Origin of the sequence: Bacillus sp. Au-Bac7 (genome assembly GCF_021341655.1) — a bacterium.
In the GTDB taxonomy this organism is placed as follows: Bacteria; Bacillota; Bacilli; order Bacillales; family Cytobacillaceae; genus Niallia.
The window spans coordinates 100,875-122,504 of record NZ_JAJTTG010000005.1; the positions used below are offsets into that span (position 1 = coordinate 100,875).

The 21,630-nt window shown below is 39.3% G+C and carries 18 protein-coding genes; 9 read left to right on the forward strand and 9 right to left on the reverse strand.

The features are described from left to right. Nucleotides 1–3: 3 nt before the first annotated feature. Nucleotides 4–951, reverse strand: coding sequence for a phosphoglycerate dehydrogenase (locus LXM54_RS17425; protein ID WP_233316526.1), 948 nt, complete (start codon nucleotides 949–951; stop codon nucleotides 4–6). Nucleotides 952–1,062: 111 nt separating this feature from the next. After that, nucleotides 1,063–2,034: a carbohydrate kinase family protein gene (locus LXM54_RS17430; RefSeq protein ID WP_233316527.1), complete on the reverse strand. Its 972-nt coding sequence runs from the start codon at nucleotides 2,032–2,034 to the stop codon at nucleotides 1,063–1,065. Nucleotides 2,035–2,285: 251 nt separating this feature from the next. Here LXM54_RS17430 and LXM54_RS17435 point away from each other — a divergent pair, with 251 nt between their 5' ends. Together LXM54_RS17435 and LXM54_RS17440 are read left to right on the forward strand one after the other, a co-directional pair. Beyond that, complete coding sequence (locus LXM54_RS17435) at nucleotides 2,286–3,122, forward strand: undecaprenyl-diphosphate phosphatase (protein ID WP_233316528.1); 837 nt, start codon at nucleotides 2,286–2,288, stop codon at nucleotides 3,120–3,122. Between the two features lie 164 nt (nucleotides 3,123–3,286). Further along, complete coding sequence (locus tag LXM54_RS17440; protein WP_233316529.1) at nucleotides 3,287–3,475, forward strand: aspartyl-phosphate phosphatase Spo0E family protein; 189 nt, start codon at nucleotides 3,287–3,289, stop codon at nucleotides 3,473–3,475. A 41-nt stretch (nucleotides 3,476–3,516) separates the two neighbouring features. On the opposite strand, the gene LXM54_RS17445 is transcribed toward LXM54_RS17440, so the two are convergent. Continuing rightward, nucleotides 3,517–4,524 (reverse strand): AI-2E family transporter, encoded by a 1,008-nt coding sequence (locus LXM54_RS17445; RefSeq protein ID WP_233316530.1) that lies wholly within the window; start codon nucleotides 4,522–4,524, stop codon nucleotides 3,517–3,519. Nucleotides 4,525–4,921: 397 nt separating this feature from the next. Between LXM54_RS17445 and LXM54_RS17450 the strand changes: the two genes are divergently transcribed. After that, nucleotides 4,922–6,307 carry an amino acid permease gene (locus LXM54_RS17450; RefSeq protein ID WP_233316531.1) on the forward strand — a complete coding sequence of 462 codons (1,386 nt, stop codon included), beginning with the start codon at nucleotides 4,922–4,924 and terminating at the stop codon, nucleotides 6,305–6,307. Nucleotides 6,308–6,343: 36 nt separating this feature from the next. On the opposite strand, the gene LXM54_RS17455 is transcribed toward LXM54_RS17450, so the two are convergent. Both LXM54_RS17455 and LXM54_RS17460 read right to left on the reverse strand, forming a co-directional pair. Further along, the gene (locus tag LXM54_RS17455; protein ID WP_233316532.1) at nucleotides 6,344–9,472 is read right to left on the reverse strand and encodes an MMPL family transporter; all 3,129 of its coding nucleotides are present in this window, start codon (nucleotides 9,470–9,472) and stop codon (nucleotides 6,344–6,346) included. Further along, on the reverse strand, nucleotides 9,469–9,963 hold the full coding sequence (locus LXM54_RS17460) for a MarR family winged helix-turn-helix transcriptional regulator (RefSeq protein ID WP_233316533.1): 495 nt from the start codon (nucleotides 9,961–9,963) through the stop codon (nucleotides 9,469–9,471). Before LXM54_RS17460 ends, LXM54_RS17455 begins: the two co-directional genes overlap by 4 nt. A 129-nt stretch (nucleotides 9,964–10,092) precedes the next feature. On the opposite strand from LXM54_RS17460, the gene LXM54_RS17465 reads away from it, so the two are divergent. Then, nucleotides 10,093–10,488, forward strand: a complete 396-nt coding sequence (locus tag LXM54_RS17465) for a hotdog fold thioesterase (RefSeq protein ID WP_396953776.1) — start codon at nucleotides 10,093–10,095, stop codon at nucleotides 10,486–10,488. A 39-nt stretch (nucleotides 10,489–10,527) separates the two neighbouring features. On the opposite strand, the gene LXM54_RS17470 is transcribed toward LXM54_RS17465, so the two are convergent. Continuing rightward, entirely contained in the window at nucleotides 10,528–10,896 is a 369-nt protein-coding gene (locus LXM54_RS17470) for a winged helix-turn-helix transcriptional regulator (RefSeq protein ID WP_233316535.1), read from the reverse strand. A gap of 180 nt (nucleotides 10,897–11,076) precedes the next feature. Between LXM54_RS17470 and hxlA the strand changes: the two genes are divergently transcribed. The 3 genes from hxlA (at nucleotide 11,077) to LXM54_RS17485 (ending at nucleotide 13,122) form a co-directional block, all read left to right on the forward strand. Beyond that, complete coding sequence (hxlA, locus tag LXM54_RS17475) at nucleotides 11,077–11,709, forward strand: 3-hexulose-6-phosphate synthase (RefSeq protein ID WP_233316536.1); 633 nt, start codon at nucleotides 11,077–11,079, stop codon at nucleotides 11,707–11,709. A gap of 6 nt (nucleotides 11,710–11,715) precedes the next feature. Then, complete coding sequence (gene hxlB / locus LXM54_RS17480) at nucleotides 11,716–12,273, forward strand: 6-phospho-3-hexuloisomerase (protein WP_233316537.1); 558 nt, start codon at nucleotides 11,716–11,718, stop codon at nucleotides 12,271–12,273. A 132-nt stretch (nucleotides 12,274–12,405) separates the two neighbouring features. Further along, nucleotides 12,406–13,122: a 3-ketoacyl-ACP reductase gene (locus LXM54_RS17485; protein ID WP_233316538.1), complete on the forward strand. Its 717-nt coding sequence runs from the start codon at nucleotides 12,406–12,408 to the stop codon at nucleotides 13,120–13,122. A gap of 36 nt (nucleotides 13,123–13,158) precedes the next feature. Here LXM54_RS17485 and LXM54_RS17490 read toward each other — a convergent pair whose 3' ends face one another. The 3 genes from LXM54_RS17490 to LXM54_RS17510 all read right to left on the reverse strand — a co-directional run bounded on the left by LXM54_RS17490 (nucleotide 13,159) and on the right by LXM54_RS17510 (nucleotide 19,683). After that, a complete protein-coding gene (locus LXM54_RS17490; RefSeq protein ID WP_233316539.1) occupies nucleotides 13,159–13,740 on the reverse strand; it encodes a class D sortase in 582 nt (193 codons plus the stop codon). Between the two features lie 7 nt (nucleotides 13,741–13,747). Next, on the reverse strand, nucleotides 13,748–19,111 hold the full coding sequence (locus LXM54_RS28310) for a 5'-nucleotidase C-terminal domain-containing protein (protein ID WP_325169586.1): 5,364 nt from the start codon (nucleotides 19,109–19,111) through the stop codon (nucleotides 13,748–13,750). Nucleotides 19,112–19,446: 335 nt separating this feature from the next. Next, nucleotides 19,447–19,683 (reverse strand): hypothetical protein, encoded by a 237-nt coding sequence (locus LXM54_RS17510; RefSeq protein ID WP_233316540.1) that lies wholly within the window; start codon nucleotides 19,681–19,683, stop codon nucleotides 19,447–19,449. Between the two features lie 219 nt (nucleotides 19,684–19,902). On the opposite strand from LXM54_RS17510, the gene LXM54_RS17515 reads away from it, so the two are divergent. Further along, nucleotides 19,903–20,160: a hypothetical protein gene (locus tag LXM54_RS17515; RefSeq protein ID WP_233316541.1), complete on the forward strand. Its 258-nt coding sequence runs from the start codon at nucleotides 19,903–19,905 to the stop codon at nucleotides 20,158–20,160. A gap of 375 nt (nucleotides 20,161–20,535) precedes the next feature. Then, nucleotides 20,536–21,597, forward strand: coding sequence for a pyruvate kinase (pyk, locus tag LXM54_RS17520; RefSeq protein WP_233316542.1), 1,062 nt, complete (start codon nucleotides 20,536–20,538; stop codon nucleotides 21,595–21,597). Nucleotides 21,598–21,630 lie beyond the last annotated feature (33 nt).

Consider the following 21,630-nt stretch of genomic DNA (forward strand, 5'->3'; position numbering starts at 1 on the left):
TTTTTAGTCGTTTATTGTCACTTTATGTTGTATTTCTCCTTTTCGTAAGTAGCTTTTAATATTTCCTAGCACCATATCTCCTATTCTCGCTGAACATTCCTCTGTAGCCCCGCCTATATGACTAGAACAGATAACATTATCAAGCTCAACTAATTCAAGCACAGGCGGTTCCTTGCTAAAAACATCTAATGCAGCTCCTTTTATCTTGTTAGCTTTTAAACAGGCGATAAGCGCCTTTTCATCGATTAAATCTCCTCTAGCAATATTGATTAAATAAGCAGAGCTTTTCATTAAGGAAAGTCTCGTTTCATTTATTAAATGATAAGTTGATTTTTTTAGACTAGTGCTGATTACTACATAATCAGATGTGACTAGCAGTTCTTCCAGACTGACAAATTGCACACCAAGCCTTTGTGCTTCTTTTTCATCTTGGTAATTTGCAAATGCGACTATATCCATATCGAAACCTGTTGCCCGCTTGGCAACTTTTTTGCCAATTTCTCCAAATCCAATGATTCCAAGCCGCTTTCCTTCAATTTCATTGCCCATATGCAGCAGCCAATTGCCGTTTTTAACTATTTCATTTGATTTTGTTAAATTCCTTGAAACAGACAGCATCAAACCTATTGCAAGGTCTGCAACAGAAGATGCATTTTGGCCGGGAGTATTTGTAACCATAATGTCTCGTTCTGATGCAGCAGCCAGGTCAATATTATCAACACCAGTCCCAAACTTGGAAATATATTTGAGATTTGGAGCATTTGCTATCGTGTCTCGATCAATCCGCTCTACCCCAGTCACAATAATTTCTGCATCATGCAGGTAATCTGTTATACTTTCCTTTTTTGTTGTAATACTTGTTACCGAAACACCAAGCTTGCCTAATTCCTCCTCGAGCTTTCGCTTCTCTTTCGTAAAACCCTCACTTAAAGACAGTAAAATATTTGTCATGATTCTTCCCCCCATTAAATAACTGCTCACATAATAGTTGTATTATACAAAATCTTCTAACTAATTTCACATTCAACGGAATAATTTCTAACATAAAAAACCAGCTCTTTATTAGAAGAGCTGGTTTTTATGAGGATTAGTAAAAAATTTTTCGGCAATATTGCTGTAGCCTCCAATGTTAGGCAATGCTCCTGGTTCTTTGGCAATTAATGCACCCATTATGTTCCCATTGCAGGCATAATCAGCAGCCTTTTGAATGTTGGCAGGAAAACCATCTGTATAAATACAGTATAACACTGCCCCCATAAAGGCATCTCCTGCCCCTGTCGTATCAACTGCCTGTACTGTTTTGCTCTTAACATGCTGCACTTGCCCTTGAAAAACAGCATATGACCCGGCTTTTCCTGCTGTCACAAATAAAAGGGGAATATTCATTTCTTTTACTCTACTCAATGCCGCATCAAGACTTTTTTCCTCTAGTAAGAAAAGAAGCTCTTCCTCTGAAAACTTAACAATGTCAGCAATCGGCAGTAAAGACAGAATAGTGCTTCGGCAATGCTCTTCGCTCTCCCATCTTTTCAAGCGGATATTGGCATCAAAGCTAATGTAAGCACCATGGTTTTTTGCTGTCATAATTGCTTTTACTGTTGCCTCCTTTGCCGCTTCATGAAATAAGGTTCCCGAGCCAAAATAGAACAGCAATTTATTCAAGAAGGCTTCCTCTTTAATATCATCAACTGACAGGACATCATCAGGTGTCTTATTTTCATAGGAGTGGAAATGCCTGTCCCCATTTTGATCTAAATGAATGTAGACACTTGGAAGCAGCTTTCCGTTCGACAGCACACTATAATCAAGCTTAATATTTTCCTTAGCCAATTGTTCCTGTACAAACTGGCTATCTTGTTCATTTCCGAGCTTTGTCACATAAAAGCTTGGAATACCGAATCTGCTTAAATGGACTGCCAGGTTCACAGAAGCTCCTCCAAGCCGCTTTTCATAATTGTCATTGTTCTCATTAATAGACAAATAATCTATAAAAGCATCACCGATAGCAATTGCCCCTTGATGTACTATTCTCATCTTCTTATTCCTCTCTATCTGTTCATATTCTCCTATTTTATTGTAAAAACCAAATATTGTGAAACCCTTTTGGTTTTTTTCCCGTTAATATATTGGTGGACTTAGTTTAGTTCCTATGGCTTATGGAAAAGAGGGTAGATGCCTATAGAAATGGGAGTTTTTCTTTTCAAATAAATTTGTTATGATAGATAGGACATGCGCATAAAATCAATAGATTATTAATTACATATAAAGCATTAGGAGTGGATAGTTTGGACGTTTTATGGGAAATAGTTGTCGCCATCATCTTAGGGATTGTGGAAGGACTAACAGAATTTGCACCTGTTTCCTCAACAGGTCATATGATCATCGTGGATGATTTGCTGCTTAAATCTGGAGAATTGTTTAACCCTCAGGTTGCCAATACTTTCAAGGTGGTTATTCAATTAGGGTCTATTTTAGCTGTTGTCATTCTTTTCTGGGGTCGTTTTATGAATTTACTTGGCCTGAAAAAAGATATTAACGGCAAAAAAATCGAAGGACCTAAATTAAGTCTTGTACAAATTATTATCGGTTTACTGCCTGCTGCAGTTCTTGGCTTCCTTTTTGAAGACTATATCGATTCGAAGCTCTTTGGCATTCGCACAGTCGTTTACGCATTGATTGCTGGAGCTGTTTTAATGATTATTGCTGATTATGTACAAAAAAAGAAAAAAATCACAGCAGAAACTGTCGATCAAATCACTAATAAACAGGCATTCTTCATCGGCTTGTTCCAGTGTATCGCTTTATGGCCTGGTTTTTCCCGCTCTGGATCTACTATATCAGGGGGAGTGCTGATGGGCTTAAGCCACCGCGCTGCAGCAGACTTCACCTTCATCATGGCAGTTCCAATCATGGCAGGAGCAAGCTTTTTATCACTATTGAAGAACTGGGAATACATAACTGGGGATGTTCTGCCGTTTTTCATCGCAGGCTTTATCAGCGCATTTATATTCGCATTGATTTCCATTAGATTCTTCTTAAAATTAATAAACAGAGTTAAATTGGTGCCATTTGCCATTTACCGCATCCTTATAGCGGTTATCATCATTCTTGTATTCTTCTAAAAGAGAAAGCTTTTAAGCTTTCTCTTTTTTCATATGAAAACCAATCAGTATAAAAGAACTAATTTCCTTCATTTTATGGAATACTGGCAGGAAAATACTTTTTATTTCTCCCTTATTTTGTTAACATGCAAAAAGTAAGTTCAAATCCAAGGAGCCTGCCAAAAATGCCAAACATTTCGAAGGAAACGGAAGACATCAAGGAATTGCTGCGAATGATAGACCATTTAAGGGATGAGTTGGTCCAAATTGCTTCAAGCGAAGGCTTTTCAAGTCCAAATACAATCAGGACAAGCCAGCTGCTTGATTCCTATCTAGTTAAGTACCAACGAATGTGCAAAAAAAAGAAAGATTAAACTACAAAAAAACAAGTGCAATAAATGCACCTGTCCTTATATTAAATCCTATTTTTATCCTTAACCTCTAAAATATCCAATAAGAAAATAAAAATTGGGATACCTACAATCAGTCCCCATACCCCAAAGAAATGCTCTGAAAAAATCAGGACAATAAAGGTAAAAAATACAGGTAAGTCTGTTTTTGAGGACATAAGCTTCGGATTAAGTATATATGCTTCAATTGCATGCACTACCATTACAATAATAATGACTGTTACTACCTTCGCAATACCGCCTATCGAAAACGCAATGATACATAATGGAATCAACGAAATAATGACGCCCGCAACAGGAATAAGCCCTAATATGAAGATCATCATGGCAATGCCAAACAGCTGCGGGAAACCTAGAAAGTATAAGGAAATCGTCGTCAAGCCACAGTTTACTAAAGCAATAATGAATTGTGCCTCAATTACCTTGCCAAAGGTTCCAGCAAATTTACTCCCAAAATAACTCAATTCACGATAAATCGGAGCAATCTTGCTTTCATTGAACTTATGAGAAAACTGCTTGAGCCGGTCTTTCTCCAATAAGTAAAACAAGCTTAAAATAATAGCCAAAAACAGCTGCAGACCAAGTTTACCGATATTCGTAAAATAACCGAGAACGAAGGAAAAGCCCTGCTCTAAATAATTAAGGACCTGATAACGGCTAATTGTCTCTATCATGTAGTTGATAACCGGATTATCATTCGGTCTCATGTAAAAACGGATTATATTGCGCACCAATTGTTTAATTTCTTCAATAAAGACTGGCAAATAGGCGGAAATTCCGTACACTAGCGCACCTATGACAATGATATATAATGCGATGGCAATAATGCTCCGCTTTATAGGAAGTCTTTTGGAAAATAACTCGACAAATCGATCCATCAAAAAAGCAAAGATGAACGTAAATAATATTAAGTTAATCATACTGCTCACTGCATAGAGGATGACAGCAAACAAAACAAGAATAAAGAATCTCTTTATATCCTTGTTAGCAAAGATATTTTTGTACTCACCCATAAAAAGACTCCTGACACCAATAAAATAAGCGATTCAAGTTAATCACTTCAAACATGAAATTTCTTCCAGCGTTATCCGAAAATTTTTTAACTTTAAAAACTTTCCTATATCTTATTATCAATTTAGTTGCACAAAATAACAAGTGTAATTTATTAAGGATGGGAGGAAATTCGAATCATTCATCAGGACAACCCTCTTTCAACACTTGTCCTTTTCTCCTACTGTTTGGTAAATAGTGGTTGTTTTTTCACAAAGCTGTCAAACTCAGCATTTTCAAGCAATAATGTTTATATTTTTTTGAAAATTTCTTCTTTACAGTTTATTAAAATCCTAGTAAACTGGACAAAAGTTTCAACTTTAGATAATTTTCGATCTATTTCGACATCAGGAGGTTCTTATGAACATTTTTCGTAAAAAAGCTGTTTCCACTAGCTCAGCTACTTCGTTAAATCGTATACTTGGCGCATTTGACTTAACCATGCTAGGTGTCGGCGCAATTGTTGGAACAGGGATATTTGTTCTGACAGGTGTAGCAGCAGCAAAGTATGCCGGACCTGCACTTATACTTTCATTTATTATCGCTGGGCTTGCATGTACATTCGCAGCTTTGTGCTACTCTGAGTTTGCATCGATGATACCAGAATCAGGCAGTGCATACACATATAGTTATGTAGCTTTTGGAGAGGTTATCGCATGGATACTCGGCTGGGACTTAGTGCTAGAATACGGACTCGCATCGGCTGCGGTTGCAAGCGGATGGTCCGGATATTTCCAAGGCTTGCTTGCAGGATTTGGCATCCATTTGCCGACCTTCATGACAAGTGCTTATAATCCTGCAGCAGGCACGTATATTGATATCCCTGCCATAGTAATCGTATTTATTATTACACTCGTATTAACGAGAGGGATTAAAGAATCATCGAAGCTGAACATCGTGATGGTTGTCATCAAGATTGCTGTTGTTCTATTATTTATCGCAGTTGGGGTTTGGTACGTAAAACCAGATAACTGGGCACCGTTTATGCCATTCGGTTTCCAAGGTGTCGCCACAGGTGCAGCAGTTGTTGTGTTTGCATACTTCGGTTTTGACGCAGTTTCCACAGCAGCTGAAGAAGTAAAGAATCCGCAGCGGAACTTGCCGATCGGAATCATATCTGCATTGGCTATCTGTACAGTTCTATATATTATTGTATCCCTTATTTTGACTGGAATTGTGCCTTTCGCACAGCTTGACGTTAAAGATCCAGTAGCATTCGCATTGGCTTTTATAAATCAAAACTGGGCTGCCGGTCTCATTTCACTAGGTGCCATCATTGGTATTACAACCGTTTTAATGGTTATGATGTTTGGGCAAACTCGTTTGTTCTATGCAATCAGCAAAGACGGTCTATTACCGAAACCTTTGCAAAAAGTCAGCCCAAAGAGCCAAGTGCCAATTGTCAGCACATGGGTCACTTCTGCTTTAGTTGCTATTTTCGCAGGGCTTGTCCCACTTAACCAGCTAGCAGAGCTTACAAATATCGGTACATTATTCGCATTTTCAGCAGTTTCACTAGGAGTCATCGTATTGAGAGTCAAACAGCCTGATTTAAAGAGAGGCTTTAGAACACCGTTTGTTCCGCTTATCCCAGGCTTGGCCATTGTTTTCTGTGTATACCTTATGCTTCAACTAAGCTCATTTACATGGAAAGGATTTGCTGTATGGCTGACAATCGGACTAGTTATCTATATCGGATACGGCTACAGAAACAGCAAGCTTAACGCAAATAAAGCATCATCCTAATAAAAAAAAACGGGAATCAGATGATTCCCGTTTTTTTTACTCATTATTTGGCCGTTTAAATGGCCACCAGTTTGCTTCACCGAAATTCTTGACCATAACAGGGATAAATAGCGGCAGGATAATCAATGCATACAGGAACAAGCCAACTAATACAATGCTTGCTATTTGCAGCAGTGACAGCATGCCAGATGGCATCATCGCTGCAAACGTCCCACCTAAAATGACTGCTGCTGAGATAATGACAGTCCCCATTTTCTTCATTGCTTCAAGCATTGCTTCTCCAATCGATAAATCTCTGTATTCATTGAAGCGATCCATTAAGAAGATACTATAGTCCACTCCAAGTGCGACAAGAATAACAAATCCGAAGAACGGAACAGCCCAGCTTATTCCCGTGTATCCTAACAGATTGACGTAAATCGCTTCATTGATTCCCATCGCTGTATAGAATGTCAAAATAAGTGAACCGATAATATATGCCGGCATGATGATGGAACGGAATAAGAAAATGAGGACGATTCCAATTCCTACAAGCATCCACAGCACCGTTTTCGAGTAATCCTGATTAGACATTGTGCGCAAATCCGCATTGGTGCTGGTAATTCCGCCAACTGCCACTTCCGCATTTTCTAATTTCGTTCCCGTAGTTGCTCTTTCCACCGTATCCTTTATGTCGTCAATTTGGTTGATTGCTTCATTAGAATAAGGGTTCGCTGAAAAGACTACATCCATTGTCATAATTTTATTATTTTTAGATAAGTAAGCATCTAAAGCCCCTTGGAAGTCATCACTTTCTAGCACCTCCTCAGGCAAATAAAATTGATTTTGGTCATTTTTGGATAAACCAGATAAATAATCTGTTGCTGAGTTCAAGCCGTCTGACACTTGATCAAGCCCGTCAGCACTTTGATTCAAGCCCTCAGTCAAATCGCCAAGCTGTCCGTTAATGTCACCAAATCCATCAAGCAGCTGCTTCTGTCCGTCATTAATGCTTGTTAACCCGCCTGTCAGCTTCGGCATATTGTCGACGATTTGGCCTTGCCCGTCAGCTAATTGGTTTAAGCCGGCTTGTTGTTGTTCGATGGCTGCGATGAGCTGTTCTAGTCCTGTGGTTAAACTCGGCTGACCATTGATGGCATTTTCAACCTCACTGTAAGCATCATTTACTCCTTTTTGCAGGTCTGATAAATGACCATTTATTTCAGTTATTCCACTTAATAAAGCTGGAGCTGTCTGCTGTGCCTTTAACAATTCAGTTTTAATACTAGTATAGTTAGTATTTGAGTTAATACCTTGGTATTCTTTTTCTAGTTCTGTAAATGTTGTGTCATTTACCTTACCTAAGTCACTTGAAAACACTTCTAGATTATCTCCGATTTCACCATAACCTGTAAGGATATTTCCAAGGTTCGTACCAACATCCTTATATCCATTCAGAAGGCTCTTTTGTCCAGCCAGCAGCTGTTCCGCTCCAGACTTCGCTGCCTCCAGACCTGCCTTAATATCATCAGACCCAGCAGTACCTTGACGAATGCCATCCTCAATTTTAGCTAGGTTGGTCTGTATGGTACCTAAGTTGGTTTTAATTTCATCAGTACCTTTAATCAAATCATTAATGCCGCTTGTAGCAGTGCTTAGCTGCGGTCCTGATTTTGACAGCTGATCGCCTGCTTCATGCAAGCCATCGCTGATTTGATCAATGCCGTCCTTTCCTTCGCCAAGGCCTTCTTCTAATGTTTCAGCCTGCTTGGAAATATACAAATCTTCGATTGGTTCTCCTGTAGGTCTTGTGACAGAGCGGACATCTTTAACAAGGTCTACTTTCTCTAATTCCTTGCTGATGTTTTCTGCCAAGCCTAGATATTCAATAGAATCCATTTCTTCATCATTTTTAATGGTAATGGTTGTTGTCATCGATTCACCTGGACCAAAGCTGTCAGCAATTGCGTTGAAAGCTTTGATGGACGGTGCATCGTCGCCGATTTCATCCAATGAGTTAAAGGAAAGTGTTCCATCATATGTAACAAGGAATGGAACAGTGATTGCAGCAACAATGGCAAGTGCAATAATAGGGCGCTTGATGGAGAAGCGGCCGGCAATCTCCCAGATTTTACTGTCACCATGCTCTGCACTGCCTTTTGAAGGCCAAAAGATCTTCTTCCCGAGCAGCACCATAATGGCAGGTACGACTGTAAATAACGCTACTAATAATAATGCTACACCAACAGCAACTGCTGATGCTGATTGATACAGCTTAAACTGAGAGAAACCGATAGCAGCAAACCCGATCATAACTGCTATTCCGCTGAACAGCACTGTTCTTCCTGCATTTCGATATGTCTCAACAATAGCTTCTGCAATACTTTCGCTATGCATCATCTCTTCCTTAAATCTGCTTAATAAAAGAATGCAGTAATCTGTACCGATACCAAATAGAACGGCAACAAGGAAGATTTGTGTGTAATTAGAGATAGGGAAATCGAATTTATCAACAAGGATAGATACGATTGACTGGGAAGCCAAATAGCTCAATCCGACTGTTATAAGCGGTATGAACGGCGCTATAACCGAACGGAATACTATTAAAAGTACAGCAAGTATAAATACGACCGTTATACCTTCTGTCTTTTTTAAGCCTTCTTCTGAGCTTGTTGTTAAGTCTTGGTCAATCATCCAATTACTTGTATAATAATGATCTACTTTAAACTCTTCTAATTCGTCATATAATGCCTTACTGACTTCTTCTGCTTCTCTGTCATTCCAGCTGACCTTTAGTGATACAAGAATGGTTTTGCCATCGTCAGAGACGAGCTGGTCTTTAAGACTTTCATCTGTGAAAGAGGAGAGAATTTCTGTGATGCCAAGCTTTTCCTTGTCTGCTTCTAGCTTTTTAACAGCCTTCTCAGTTTCTGCCTTTTCCTCTGCAGTCAATTTCTTGCTGCTATGAAAAACAAGTGCAACTGACGACTGATCACCTTGGTTCTCTTGGCTTTGAATCTCATCCATGATTTCTGTTGCTTTTGCAGAGGAAAAAGTATCTGGCACACTTACCTGCCCTTTCTCTCTGACAAGATCCCCCATATTCGGAGCAATCATAAACAGCCCGACAATAGCTGCTATCCACAGAACAAGAACAATCCATTTTCCTTTGAGAATGCTATTCACTCTTTGACCTCCGTCTTCGTATCTTTATTTTCTTCTATTAATTTGTCCAGCTTTTCAAACGTTGCTAAAAAGCCTGAAATTTCCTGATCATCAAATTTATTGATAAGACTCTCCACTAAGCGATGTATTCTTTCTTCCATTTTCGTAAAAATCGCATTGCCTTTTTCTGTTAATGTCAAATAAATGACTCTTCGATCTTTTTCATCCCTTGTGCGTTCGATCCATTCTTTTTCAAAAAGTCTATTAATAATAGATGTAATCGCACTTTTATTAACACCGAACACTGCAGCCAGTTCAGAAGATGTACAAACCTTCACTTGGTTAATGTGGCGCATTGTGTAGTGCTGTTCACAAGTGAGAACATCTCCGATTTCCATTCTAATGAGATTATCCAATTTCCGGTTTACAGAGAAATTGATGTCCACATACCTATCGACGACATCTTTAATTTTTTTGCTGCTGATTGCTTTCACCCCCAAATAATAGTTCAACTACTTAACTATTAAACATTTTAACTTTCTCCTTGTTTTTATGTCAATCAGTTTCTTTTTATTCTTTTATTTTTTCTCATTGCATAGAGACTATGCTATAATGACCTCAAAATGAAGGGGCTAATGCATATGAAATTCACTAATGAAAACACACTTATGGAAAGACTGGGAATTGAAATAACAGAAGTAAAAGAAGATGGAACATGCATTGCCACAATGCCTGTTGATGAAAGAACAAGACAGCCTTTTGGCTACTTGCACGGCGGCGCTTCTGTTGCCTTAGCAGAAACGGTTGCAAGCTTAGGTGCTGCAAGTCTTGTCGATTTAGAAAGCACAGCTGTCTTTGGCCAGGAAATTAATGCTAATCATATCCGCTCCAAAAAAGACGGAATCGTTACAGCAATCGCATCTGTCATCCATCAAGGAAAAAGCAGCATGGTATATGAAATAAAAATTCAGGATGAAGAAGGCAAACTCATATCGATTTCCCGCTGCACGATTGCAGTCGTGAATAAGCGTAAATAAAAGGGTGCATCCATAAGATGCACCCTTTCTTTATATGAATTAGTTTGTACTTATATCCCTGATTTCAGGCGGACTGTCCAGAACAGTTTCTATATAATTTTTACCCCAATTGTACATGCTGTCGAGGATAGGCATTAAGCTTTCCCCTTCTTTCGTAAGGGAATATTCAACCTTCGGCGGAACGACTGGATAAACGACTCTTTTTACAATAAGATCTTCCTCTAGTTCACGAAGCTGGTTTACAAGCATTCTTTGTGTAATACCTGGCATTAATGCCTTTAACTCACCAAATCTTTTCGTCCCCTCTTTGCCGAGATGCCATAAAATCAGCATTTTCCACTTTCCGCCGATAATACCTAAAGTCAGCTCTTTCTCACAATTGAAGACCTTATCTTCCATGCGGCTCATAGACACTCCTCCATTCCTTTTCCCATACTTAGTATACTTTTAGACACTATATATAAATAAAGTGCGTACTTACGTATTAAAATTATAAGCCGTATAATCGACATTGTACAAGAAATAGGAATCAAGGCGGCTTTGTTAGGCAAATAATAAAAAGCCCCAATCAAAAAAGGAGTGTTTAAAATGAAATTACAATTAGCATTAGATTTAGTAAATATCCCGCAAGCAATTGAAGTAGTATCTCAAGTAGCAGATCATGTTGACGTTGTTGAAATCGGAACACCGGTTGTTATAAACGAAGGTCTTCGCGCTGTTAAAGAACTGAAAGATGCATTCCCAAACGTGACAGTTCTTGCTGATTTAAAAATCATGGACGCTGCTGGTTATGAAGTAAGTCAAGCTGCTGCTGCAGGAGCTGACATCGTAACAATTCTTGCCGTTGCAGAAGATGAATCCATCAAGGGTGCTGTAGCTGAAGCGAAAAAGCAAAACAAACAAATCCTCGTTGATATGATTGCTGTAAAAGATATTAAAGCACGTGCTAAAGAACTAGATGAGCTCGGTGTAGACTATATTTGTGTACACACTGGCTATGATTTGCAAGCAGTCGGCAAAAACTCTTTTGAAGACTTGAAAGCAATTAAAAGTGTCGTAAAAAATGCAAAAACAGCTGTTGCAGGCGGAATTAAGTTAGATACTCTTCCTGAGGTTATTGCAGCACAGCCTGATTTAATTATTGTCGGCGGCGGCATCACAGGCCAAGATAACTTACAAGAGACTGCTGCTAAGTTTAAAGAATTGATCCTTCAAGGGTAACAGACTATGAACACAAGCGGATACTTGGAGGCTGTTTTAGCTGAGCTGAAAGAAGCCTCCACACATGTTTCCACTGAGCAGACTGACTCTCTAGTTGAGGCAATTTTGTCAGCCAAAAAGGTATTTGTTGCAGGAGCAGGCCGCTCTGGTTTTATGCTTAAATCCTTTGCAATGCGAATGATGCATATGGGCATTGATGCATATGTAGTCGGTGAAACTGTAACTGCCAACTTCGAAAAGGAAGACTTGTTGATTATCGGCACTGGATCAGGTGAAACGAAGGGCCTTATTTCGATTGCTGAAAAAGCGAAAAGTATTGGCGGCAATGTCATCGCTGTGACGATTTTTCCAGAATCCACAATCGGCAAAATTGCTGATGCAGCGATTAAACTGCCTGGATCACCAAAGGATAAAACAAACAGTGACTTTAAAACAATTCAGCCAATGGGCTCCTTATTTGAACAGCTTATGCTGCTTACACTGGACAGTGTCATCCTGAAATATATGGAAGTAAGAAATCTTGATTCCAATACAATGTATGGTAAACATGCCAATTTGGAATAAACTTATATAGGCTGCCTTATAAGCCAAAGCCAATTGATTGTATAATGGTTCCATTATATAGTATATTGGCTTTGGCTTTATTTAGTCTGTCTCTTGTAGACTTAACTAACTTGATAAAGGAGTAAATAAATTATGCAATCACTTAAAGGAAAAACGGCATTAATTACAGGTGCTGGCAGAGGCATCGGACGTGCGACTGCTATTGCACTTGCACAGGAAGGCGTAAACCTAGGATTAATTGGGTTAACAGAAGGCAATTTAAAAAAAGTTGCAGAAGAAGTAAAGCAGTATGGTGTATCTGTTGCAATTGCAACAGCAGATGTATCTGACAACCAATCTGTTATTGATGCTGTAAACAGTATCAATCTTGAGTTAAAGCAAATAGATATCTTAATTAACAACGCTGGCACTGCTAAATTCGGCGGCTTCCTCGACCTATCTGCTGAAGAATGGGAGAATATCATTAAGGTAAATCTAATGGGTACTTACTATGTAACAAGAGCGGTGCTTCCAGGAATGATTGACAGAAAAGCTGGAGATATCATTAATATTTCCTCAACAGCTGGACAAAAGGGCGCACCTGTTACAAGTGCATACAGTGCTTCTAAGTTTGCTGTATTGGGATTGACTGAATCGTTAATGATGGAAGTGCGCAAGCATAATATCCGTGTAACGGCGTTAACACCAAGCACAGTGGCTACAGATCTTGCCATCGATACAAACCTGACAGACGGAAATCCAGAAAAAGTAATGCAGCCAGAAGATTTGGCTGAATACATGGTTGCACAATTAAAGCTTAACTCTCGTGTATTTATTAAGACTTCTGGTATGTGGTCTACTAATCCATAAGAAAAAAGCAAACTCGGCGGACGAGTTTGCTTTTTTTCACACCTTTTTCGCATAAATAATATAGCGCTGCGGCGCATTGCCAACAAAGCTGAAAGGATAGCAAGTGGTCAAGACGAGCTCTTCTTTCGTATTATCCAACGTAATAATAGTCTGATCATCTGCTTCAACAATCTTTGTGGACGTGATTTCATAGGAGAAGCTTCCATATGGAAGCACCACTCTCAGCTCATCACCGAGTTCTAATTCACCAGCCCTTCTGAACACCGTATCACGATGTCCTGATAAGACAATTTGACCATTTTCGTTCGGATAATAGCTGCCCTTAAAGTGTCCGACACCTTTTTCCAAATCATCCGGATCTGTTCCTTCTACAATCGGCAAGTTCCCTTCGATTTTTGGTATTTCCAGAATGCCGACCGATTCCCCTGTAGGAGGCACGAAACGATTATCCTGCTCCTCATCCACCCAATCGTCCTTTTTCTCTTTAACCACAGCTTCTGCCTTTGATAATGATTGCTCTGTTTTCACCTTTGTTTCAGCTATATTCCATGCTCCCAATCCGAGAAAAACCGCTCCTCCTACTATAAGCAGGAGGGCAAACCATTTCAATTTTTTCATTATCAGCTTACGCCTTTCTTCTTTTTACGAATAGTACAACACTTCCTACTACTAGCATCATACACCCAATCAGAAGATAATTATAGTCCATTGTTGCTGTATTCGGCAGCACAGGTGTTGGATTTGTCTCTTTATCAGGCGTTTCTGGATTCTCACCTGGTTCTGGATTCTCACCTGGTGTTTCTGGATTTTCACCTGGTGTTTCTGGACTCTCACCTGGTGTTTCTGGATTTTCACCTGGTGTTTCTGGATTCTCACCTGGTGTTTCTGGATTTTCACCTGGTGTTTCTGGATTCTCACCTGGTGTTTCTGGATTCTCACCTGGTGTTTCTGGACTTTCACCTGGTGTTTCTGGACTTTCACCTGGTGTTTCTGGATTCTCACCTGGTGTTTCTGGACTTTCACCTGGTGTTTCTGGATTCTCACCTGGTGTTTCTGTGTCTTCATCAGTGATTTCAGAAATTCGTTTTTCTGCACTGTATGAAATCGGCTCTGTAAATGACTTAACAAAATCTACTGTCGCCTGCAGATCATCCGGTCCTTGTACAGGATTTTCACCGAATTCAGTTAAACGGTATTTGTCCGTAGTATGTGGGTACATATAGTTATTAACAACAACTGTATATGTTTTAGACAAGTCTAATTTTGAGCCGTCTGGCAGCATTAAATCAACTACTTCTCCAAATTCACCAAGTGATGCATCCCACGTATACTTAAAGCCTGCAATGCTTACATCTGGACCGTATGAGCTGAATTGAGTATTAAGCACTTCTTTTAATTCAGCACCTGTCAGCTCTAATTTAACTAACGTGTTACCGAATGGTTGAATATTAAACAATTCCTCCCATGTGATTTCACCTTGAAGCAAGTCATCACGAATTCCTCCGCCGTTCATTAAAGCAAAATCACTGTCCATTGCTGCTACCATGCCATCAGCAATTAAGTTACCAAGTGCATTGTCACCGACTTCCCCTTTAGAAGCGTAACCACCTAAAATATCCGTTGCCGCTACTCCAACAACTTCCTTCAGCTTAGGGCCAACTATGTCTTGATATTTATCAAGAATTGCTTGCACTTTTGCATCTGGTGTAACTCCCTCTTGTTTCACATCTACTATTTCAGCAGATTTCTTCACAATGTCCTTCGTAACTGGATCGATTTCTAAATCAATATCAGAAAACGCCTTGCCATATTCCCATGCTTGAACAATCAGCTTATTATCAACTAAACCGTTTATTTTAACATGATTATGTGCTGCAAAGATAACATCAACCGCATCATCCACTTTGTTCGCGATATCAGCGATAGTTCCTGTAATTTCTCCACTGTTTGCATCTTGATTTCCAGGAACATGAGTAACCACTACAATTGCCTCTATTCCTTGCTTTTGAAGCTCAGGAACATATTTATTGATCGCTTCTGTTTCATCTGTGAAACGAACATTTTCATTTCCTTTTGCAATAATCTGGCTTGGTGTATCAATATTTGCCACACCGATAAAGCCTACTTTTACGCCATCCACATCTTTAATTGTATATGGATCAAGCACAAGCTTACCTGTATCCTTATATTCCACATTTGCTGCAACAATTGGGAAGTTCATGCCGTCATAACCGGCAGTGCCATTCGGGTGCTCGCCGCCATTAATCATGCGGAGCATCTCGTCCACACCTTCGTCAAACTCATGGTTCCCAACAGTTCCGACATCAAAGCCTAATGCTTCCATTATCTCAACTGTCGGCTCATCTTGAAGCAATGCAGAAACTGGTGAGCTGCCGCCAATCATATCGCCTGCATGAACAAGTAATGTGTTTTCATTTTCTGCTTCATGCTGTTTTAAATAGGTTGCCAAGTAAGAAGCATAACCATAATTAACGCCATCTACTGTTCCAGTAACATCTATTTTACCGTGTAGGTCATTTACACCTAATAGCTGTGCTGAAATATTGCCTGTTGGACCATCAGTAGCATTCACTTCTGAGATTCTTCCCGTATTGTAAGAAATTGGACCATTGAAGCTTTTCACATAATCAACAGTCGCTTGCAGGTCTTCTCCCCCTTGAACAGGGTTTTCACCAAGCTTAGCAAGCAAATACTTATCGCTGCTATGTGGGTACATATAGTTATTCACTGTTATTGTGTATTTGCCATCTGGATCAATTTTTTCTCCATTTGGCAAGAAGATATCAACAACTTTACCAAATGATCCTTGCTTGCTGTCCCATGTATAGGAGAAGCCGCCAATACTGACATCAGGACCATAGCTGCTGAATTGGCTGTTCAAAATTTCCCGTAAGTCATCACCACTTATTTCCAGCTTAACTAAAGTATTGCCAAATGGCTGAATATTGAACAATTCATTCCAAGTAATGTCACCAGCATTTAAGTCATCACGAATGCCGCCGCCGTTCATCAGCGCAAAGTCACTATCCATTGCAGTAAGCATGCCGTCTGCAATCAAGTTTCCGAGCGCATTATCGCCAACTGCACCTTTTGTAGCATAGCCACCTTCCATAATCGTTGCTGCTTCTCCAATTACCTCATTCAGCTTCGGACCAACTTCCTCCGAATACTTGTTTAAGATTGCAGAAACCTCTGGATCAGGTGTGACACCCGCCTGCACTACATCAACAATATCAGCAGATTTTTTAACGATATCACCAGTTGCTGGGTCAATTTCAAGCTCTACATCTGCGAATGCTTTGCCATATTCTCCAGCTTGAACAATCAGCTTATTATCAACAACTGCATCAATCTTCACATGATTATGGGCTGCAAATAGAACATCGACTGCATCGTCTACGTTTTTCGCAATATTAGCAATATCACCTGTCGCACTGTCACCTGATTGATTGCCAGGAACGTGAGCAAGGACGATGATTGCTTCAACACCTTGATTTTGCAGCTCTGGTACGAATTTGTTGATTGCTGCTGTTTCATCTGTGAAGCGAATATTTTCATTTCCTTTACTGATAATCATATTTGGCGTATCAGTCGTTGCAACACCGATAAATCCAACTTTCACGCCTTCAACTTCCTTAATTGTGTATGGATCAAGCACTAGCTTACCTGTATCCTTGTATTCTACATTTGCCGCTACCATTGGGAAATTAATGCCATCATAGTTTTCCGTTCCGTTTGGATGCTCTCCGCCATTAATGAGGCGCAGCATTTCGTCCACACCTTCATCGAACTCATGGTTTCCGACTGTCCCAACATCGAACCCTAATGATTCCATAATTTCTACAGTTGGCTCATCTTGCAGCAATGCAGATACAGGAGGACTACCGCCTACCATATCACCAGCATGTACAAGCAGTGTATTAGGATTTTCAGCTTCTCGTTCACGTAAATATGCAGCTAAATAATCCATTCTGCCAATTGTGTTTGAACCATCTGCATATTCTTCGCTGATCTTCCCATGCAAATCATTAACGCTTAAAAGCTGCAGTTTAATATTTTCCTTGCTTCCTTGATTTTTAGCTTTATAGCCATTTGTTTCTGCTTCTTCTGCACTTGCAAAGAAGATGCGTTTTTCAACAGGCACCTCTGCAAATTTAGAAGGCTCCACATATTCCTTTGTCTCAGAATTTCCGACATATCTCGTTAATCCTTTACCTTGCTCTCTTGCCCGGAATTCAAATGGCAATTCTTCTAGAGGATTCTCTGCATTCCAGATACCTTTGCCATTGTCCTTTGCTTCTTTTACCGCAGATTGAAACTGATTATATTCAGCTTCCTCTCCGATTGGCCAAATGAAGTAAGTCGATGCATACCCTTGTTTAACCATTTCCAAGTTTGTATTCAAGTTATCGCTCTTGCGGATGATTTGAGCAAGCAGTCTTCCATAGTCATCTGTTGCCTCTTCTCCGACCTTAACGATTACTTTATCACCTGGTTTTAATAGGGAATTTAAATATGCCTTTGCTTCTTGTCCATGCTCTAGCTGACTTTCATCAGCAGCATTTTTTGGAGTATGATACGTTTCCGGTGTATCAATATTCACGTAACGCACCTTTGTCGCCCCAAGAACTGGTGATTCAAGATGAATAGTATCTCCGTCTACTACACTGCTAACAGTAGATTCATATTCTCCTGCTGAAGTTGGTGCATCAGGCTGCTCAGCAAGCAATGTTACGTCAGATGCCTTTCTTGGCAACACTTGGTAAGTATTATATTGACTCAATACACCTGTAAACTCATACCATTTTCCTGCTTCAATAGCAGATATAGCCTGTGTTCCTTCCATTACTCGCAATGTTGTTCCATTAAAGTTCTCATCAATTACGGAAACATTATAGCCCCCTCCAGCTGGAGTGGCAGGAATGGATTGTACATACCCTTTAAACTTAACTAACTGGCCTTCTTTTTGCTCAGCAAGACTAGCATCTGCCATGTTTTCTAGTGAAAATTCAATTGGTGCTGGTACTGCGTTTCCTTCTGATATGATTTCAATTCCATCAGCAGTTGGTGCTATTTCCAGCAATTTGTTATATTCTGTGACTTTTCCTGTTACTTTTACTTTTTGTCCCTCTTTTAGGGCCGGGAAACTGCCAGCATTATTTGCATATAGATTGATACCTGCTGTATCATCTTGAATATATGTTGATAGCTTGCCGCCGCCGATTCCTTCATTATCAGCAGTTACAACACCTTCAACTGTTACAACTTGTCCATTTTTTGCTCGTGCATCAGAAATAGAGATTTTGTCTGTTGGAGTGGAAGGAGTTTCCTCTTCCTCTTGTCCTGGGTTTTCACTTCCATTGTCTGTATCTCCAAAAGTATGCTTGCCAAGATCAGCAAAATGATCAATATCATAGATATCCCATTCTAATGCTGGATCAAAGCTCTCACTTCCAATGCTTCCTTTCGTTACAGAGCTTTTGCGAATAAGAGTATGGTTTTCAGCAGCACCATCTCCCCATTTTTCTTGCACACCAACAGTGCCAAACACATCGATGACTGCATCATTTTTTTTGAGCTCAATTACATCGTCACCATTAAAGTTGACGACACCATGCTGAATATCAGCCTTTTCCTTTATTGCGGCGCTGGCAGAGCTATGTGTGATAACATACACATCTCCATCTGCAAGCTTCCCTTCAAGCTTTAATGTTGTATTAGGTTCTGTCTTACCATTGGCATAAAGTACCAGACTATAGCTGGCAAGATCTACTTCACTGCCAGTCCCATTAAAAATTTCAATTGCTTTATTGTTTGAGCTGCCTTCTATGTATTCAGAAATAAATAAGTCATCAGCCGTTTGGCTTGCAGCAGAAACACTTGGAGTAAAATTGCCTAAGAAGTTCGGTATAACTAAAGTGAAAATTAGCAATATTGACAAAATTTTAAAACTTTGTTTCCCCTTCATCTATATCCTCCTTGGTCCATAAATTGCCTTACCAATTAAAGATATCTTAATATTGTAAAATTCACACTAGAATTCTGTAAAAATATTAGATAATTTGTATTATTTTGATTAAAATGATTAATTTTTCCTATAATTTGTCATTGTTACCTCTACAAAACTACCAATTTATCGACAATATATATTTTACATTATTTGTAAACCTCTTCATTCACAGCTTACTCCTTTCAAGACAAAATCACTAAGTTTTTTTAGCAATATAATAAATTCCCCTTTTTTATTCCATAAAAAAACTAGCCTAATCATTTTCCGGCTAGCTTAACACTTCTATACAGCTGTTATTCTTCAGATGGAATATTTAAAATCTTAACTGTCTTAAATGCAGGTATAATCTTAAAATTCAGGTTCCAATTGGAAGAAACTACTTCAAACTCCTGGTCTGTGACAGAAAATTGCATTACTACATCATTTTCTTCATCCAGCAGGACATAAGAATTCTGATTTGCGAACATTTTGTAGGATCTGTCCGCTAGAAGCGTCCAGCCATTTAATAATTCATGCGTTTTATTGGCCAATCTTTCTCCTCCTTTTTCTTTCCTATAATCGATTGTCATTATAACATGCAGTCTGCCCAATTTTTCCGTTTTCTTTCAAGAACACATTTTTAATGTCAAAGTTATGCAGAGATTATGAGTCTGCATGGGATGATCCATTTCAATATTGAGATTTCCTCTCCAAAATATATATATATAATGATTAGAGTTTACTTAGTCCATCATTGAGGAGCTTGGAGCATGTACAATACAATTTACCTAGTCAACTTCAGTTTTTATAAGATTATGGAGGACAATGTCAAACTAATCGATACTCATGTAAATCAGCAGGCAACAGAGAATAAAGAAAGCTTGGAGAGCCTTTTACGACTGCTTGGGTTTGAATTCATTGGCAATGATGATCTTTGGGGAGTTAGAACAGATAACATCATTATCATCGCTGAAATAAGCCAGAAAAAAAGCAGGGCCAATAAGCACTACCCATTTCAGCCGCTTTAATAGCAATCATAAAAATAGAAATGTCTTGTGCCATTTAATGAGGAGCACTGAAGTTGTACGTTGAATAAAATAACACATCAAGTTCCTGCACAACTAATGTGCAATCAGCCCCTTTCCCCATTGTTCAGTTTCAAATTCTAAGAATGGAACAATATAAATCAAGCTGGCAGTTAGCAAACGAACGAGCCTAGCCTTTGAATTAAGAAGTGTTACTGTTAACATTCTCTGTATTTTCATACATAGAATACGCAATTTCAAAAAAACCTCTAATCGGCTGCTGCTCACTCATGGGGAGTTGCTCTTTTTCAACACGGGGACTTATAAATTCAGATCAGGTTATACTATCTGTAAAAATTTTTTAAGGAGGCATCACCTATGATTGATAAAGTCTGCACCATTGGACCTGCAAGCAGCAAAGAAGACATCCTCCAAGGGCTTGTCGAAAAAGGAATGACTATTATTAGGTTAAACATGTCACATGGCAGCCAAACAGATCATCTCGCTGTTATAGAAGCGGTTCGAAGCATAAGCAAGACAACAGGAATTGCCATCAAGATACTAGGAGATTTGCAAGGGCCGAAAATCCGCTTAGGAAAAATAACGGGAGATAAGGTATTGTTGAAGGATGGGGACAGCTTCATGCTGACCGTTGATGAAATAGATGGAGATAACACACAGGCAAGTGTTGATTACAAGGGGTTTATCCAAGATATAAAGGTTGGAAGCAGAGTCCTTATTAATGATGGTGAGGTAGAGCTTCATGTTGTTGAAACAGGGGAAAGCACCGCCAAAACGATTGTTAAAGCAGGGGGAAGCATCGCATCTCGAAAAGGTGTCAACGTTCCAGGAACATCCCTATCGTTACCTGCTATTACAGAAAAAGACAAAGGGGATATTGAGTTTCTGTTAAAGCATGATATAGATATTATCGCATGCTCCTTTATTCGAAAAGCAAATCATTTACAGGAAATAAGAGAATATATAAAAACATTCACCAACACTCCGCCAAAGCTGATGGCAAAAATTGAGACATTAGAGGCAGTATCCAGCTTTATTGATATTTGTGAAGCAGCAGATGCTATCATGCTGGCAAGGGGTGACTTAGGTGTGGAGCTTCCTTATTATTGGATACCTCTCTTGCAAAAAGCGATACTTGCTGAATGTAATAAAAGCGGAAAATTCGTTGTGACTGCTACACAAATGCTTCAGTCTATGACAGAAAATGCTGTTCCTACAAGAGCAGAAGTAACAGATGTATTCCAAGCTGTTTTAGACGGCACAAATGGTGTAATGCTTTCAGCAGAGAGCGCTGTCGGAAAGCATCCGCTAGAAAGCATTCATGTGCTTACCACAGCAGCTGCTTTCTCTGAACGTTTTAAACAGACTATGCCTGACAGCTACACTGATCTCATCGATTTACTAAAGCAAGAACTATGATATACAGCTGGAGGATCAACCTCCAGCTGTATT

Excerpts from the sequence above, each read along its gene's own strand:
- LXM54_RS17425 (WP_233316526.1), bottom strand. The coding sequence starts at position 951 with ATGACAAATATTTTACTGTCTTTAAGTGAGGGTTTTACGAAAGAGAAG.
- LXM54_RS17430 (WP_233316527.1), bottom strand. The coding sequence starts at position 2,034 with ATGAGAATAGTACATCAAGGGGCAATTGCTATCGGTGATGCTTTTATA.
- LXM54_RS17440 (WP_233316529.1), top strand. The coding sequence starts at position 3,287 with ATGCCAAACATTTCGAAGGAAACGGAAGACATCAAGGAATTGCTGCGA.
- LXM54_RS17445 (WP_233316530.1), bottom strand. The coding sequence starts at position 4,524 with ATGGGTGAGTACAAAAATATCTTTGCTAACAAGGATATAAAGAGATTC.
- LXM54_RS17450 (WP_233316531.1), top strand. The coding sequence starts at position 4,922 with ATGAACATTTTTCGTAAAAAAGCTGTTTCCACTAGCTCAGCTACTTCG.
- LXM54_RS17465 (WP_396953776.1), top strand. The coding sequence starts at position 10,093 with ATGAAATTCACTAATGAAAACACACTTATGGAAAGACTGGGAATTGAA.
- LXM54_RS17470 (WP_233316535.1), bottom strand. The coding sequence starts at position 10,896 with ATGAGCCGCATGGAAGATAAGGTCTTCAATTGTGAGAAAGAGCTGACT.
- hxlA (WP_233316536.1), top strand. The coding sequence starts at position 11,077 with ATGAAATTACAATTAGCATTAGATTTAGTAAATATCCCGCAAGCAATT.
- hxlB (WP_233316537.1), top strand. The coding sequence starts at position 11,716 with ATGAACACAAGCGGATACTTGGAGGCTGTTTTAGCTGAGCTGAAAGAA.
- LXM54_RS17485 (WP_233316538.1), top strand. The coding sequence starts at position 12,406 with ATGCAATCACTTAAAGGAAAAACGGCATTAATTACAGGTGCTGGCAGA.
- LXM54_RS17490 (WP_233316539.1), bottom strand. The coding sequence starts at position 13,740 with ATGAAAAAATTGAAATGGTTTGCCCTCCTGCTTATAGTAGGAGGAGCG.
- LXM54_RS28310 (WP_325169586.1), bottom strand. The coding sequence starts at position 19,111 with ATGAAGGGGAAACAAAGTTTTAAAATTTTGTCAATATTGCTAATTTTC.
- LXM54_RS17515 (WP_233316541.1), top strand. The coding sequence starts at position 19,903 with ATGTACAATACAATTTACCTAGTCAACTTCAGTTTTTATAAGATTATG.
- pyk (WP_233316542.1), top strand. The coding sequence starts at position 20,536 with ATGATTGATAAAGTCTGCACCATTGGACCTGCAAGCAGCAAAGAAGAC.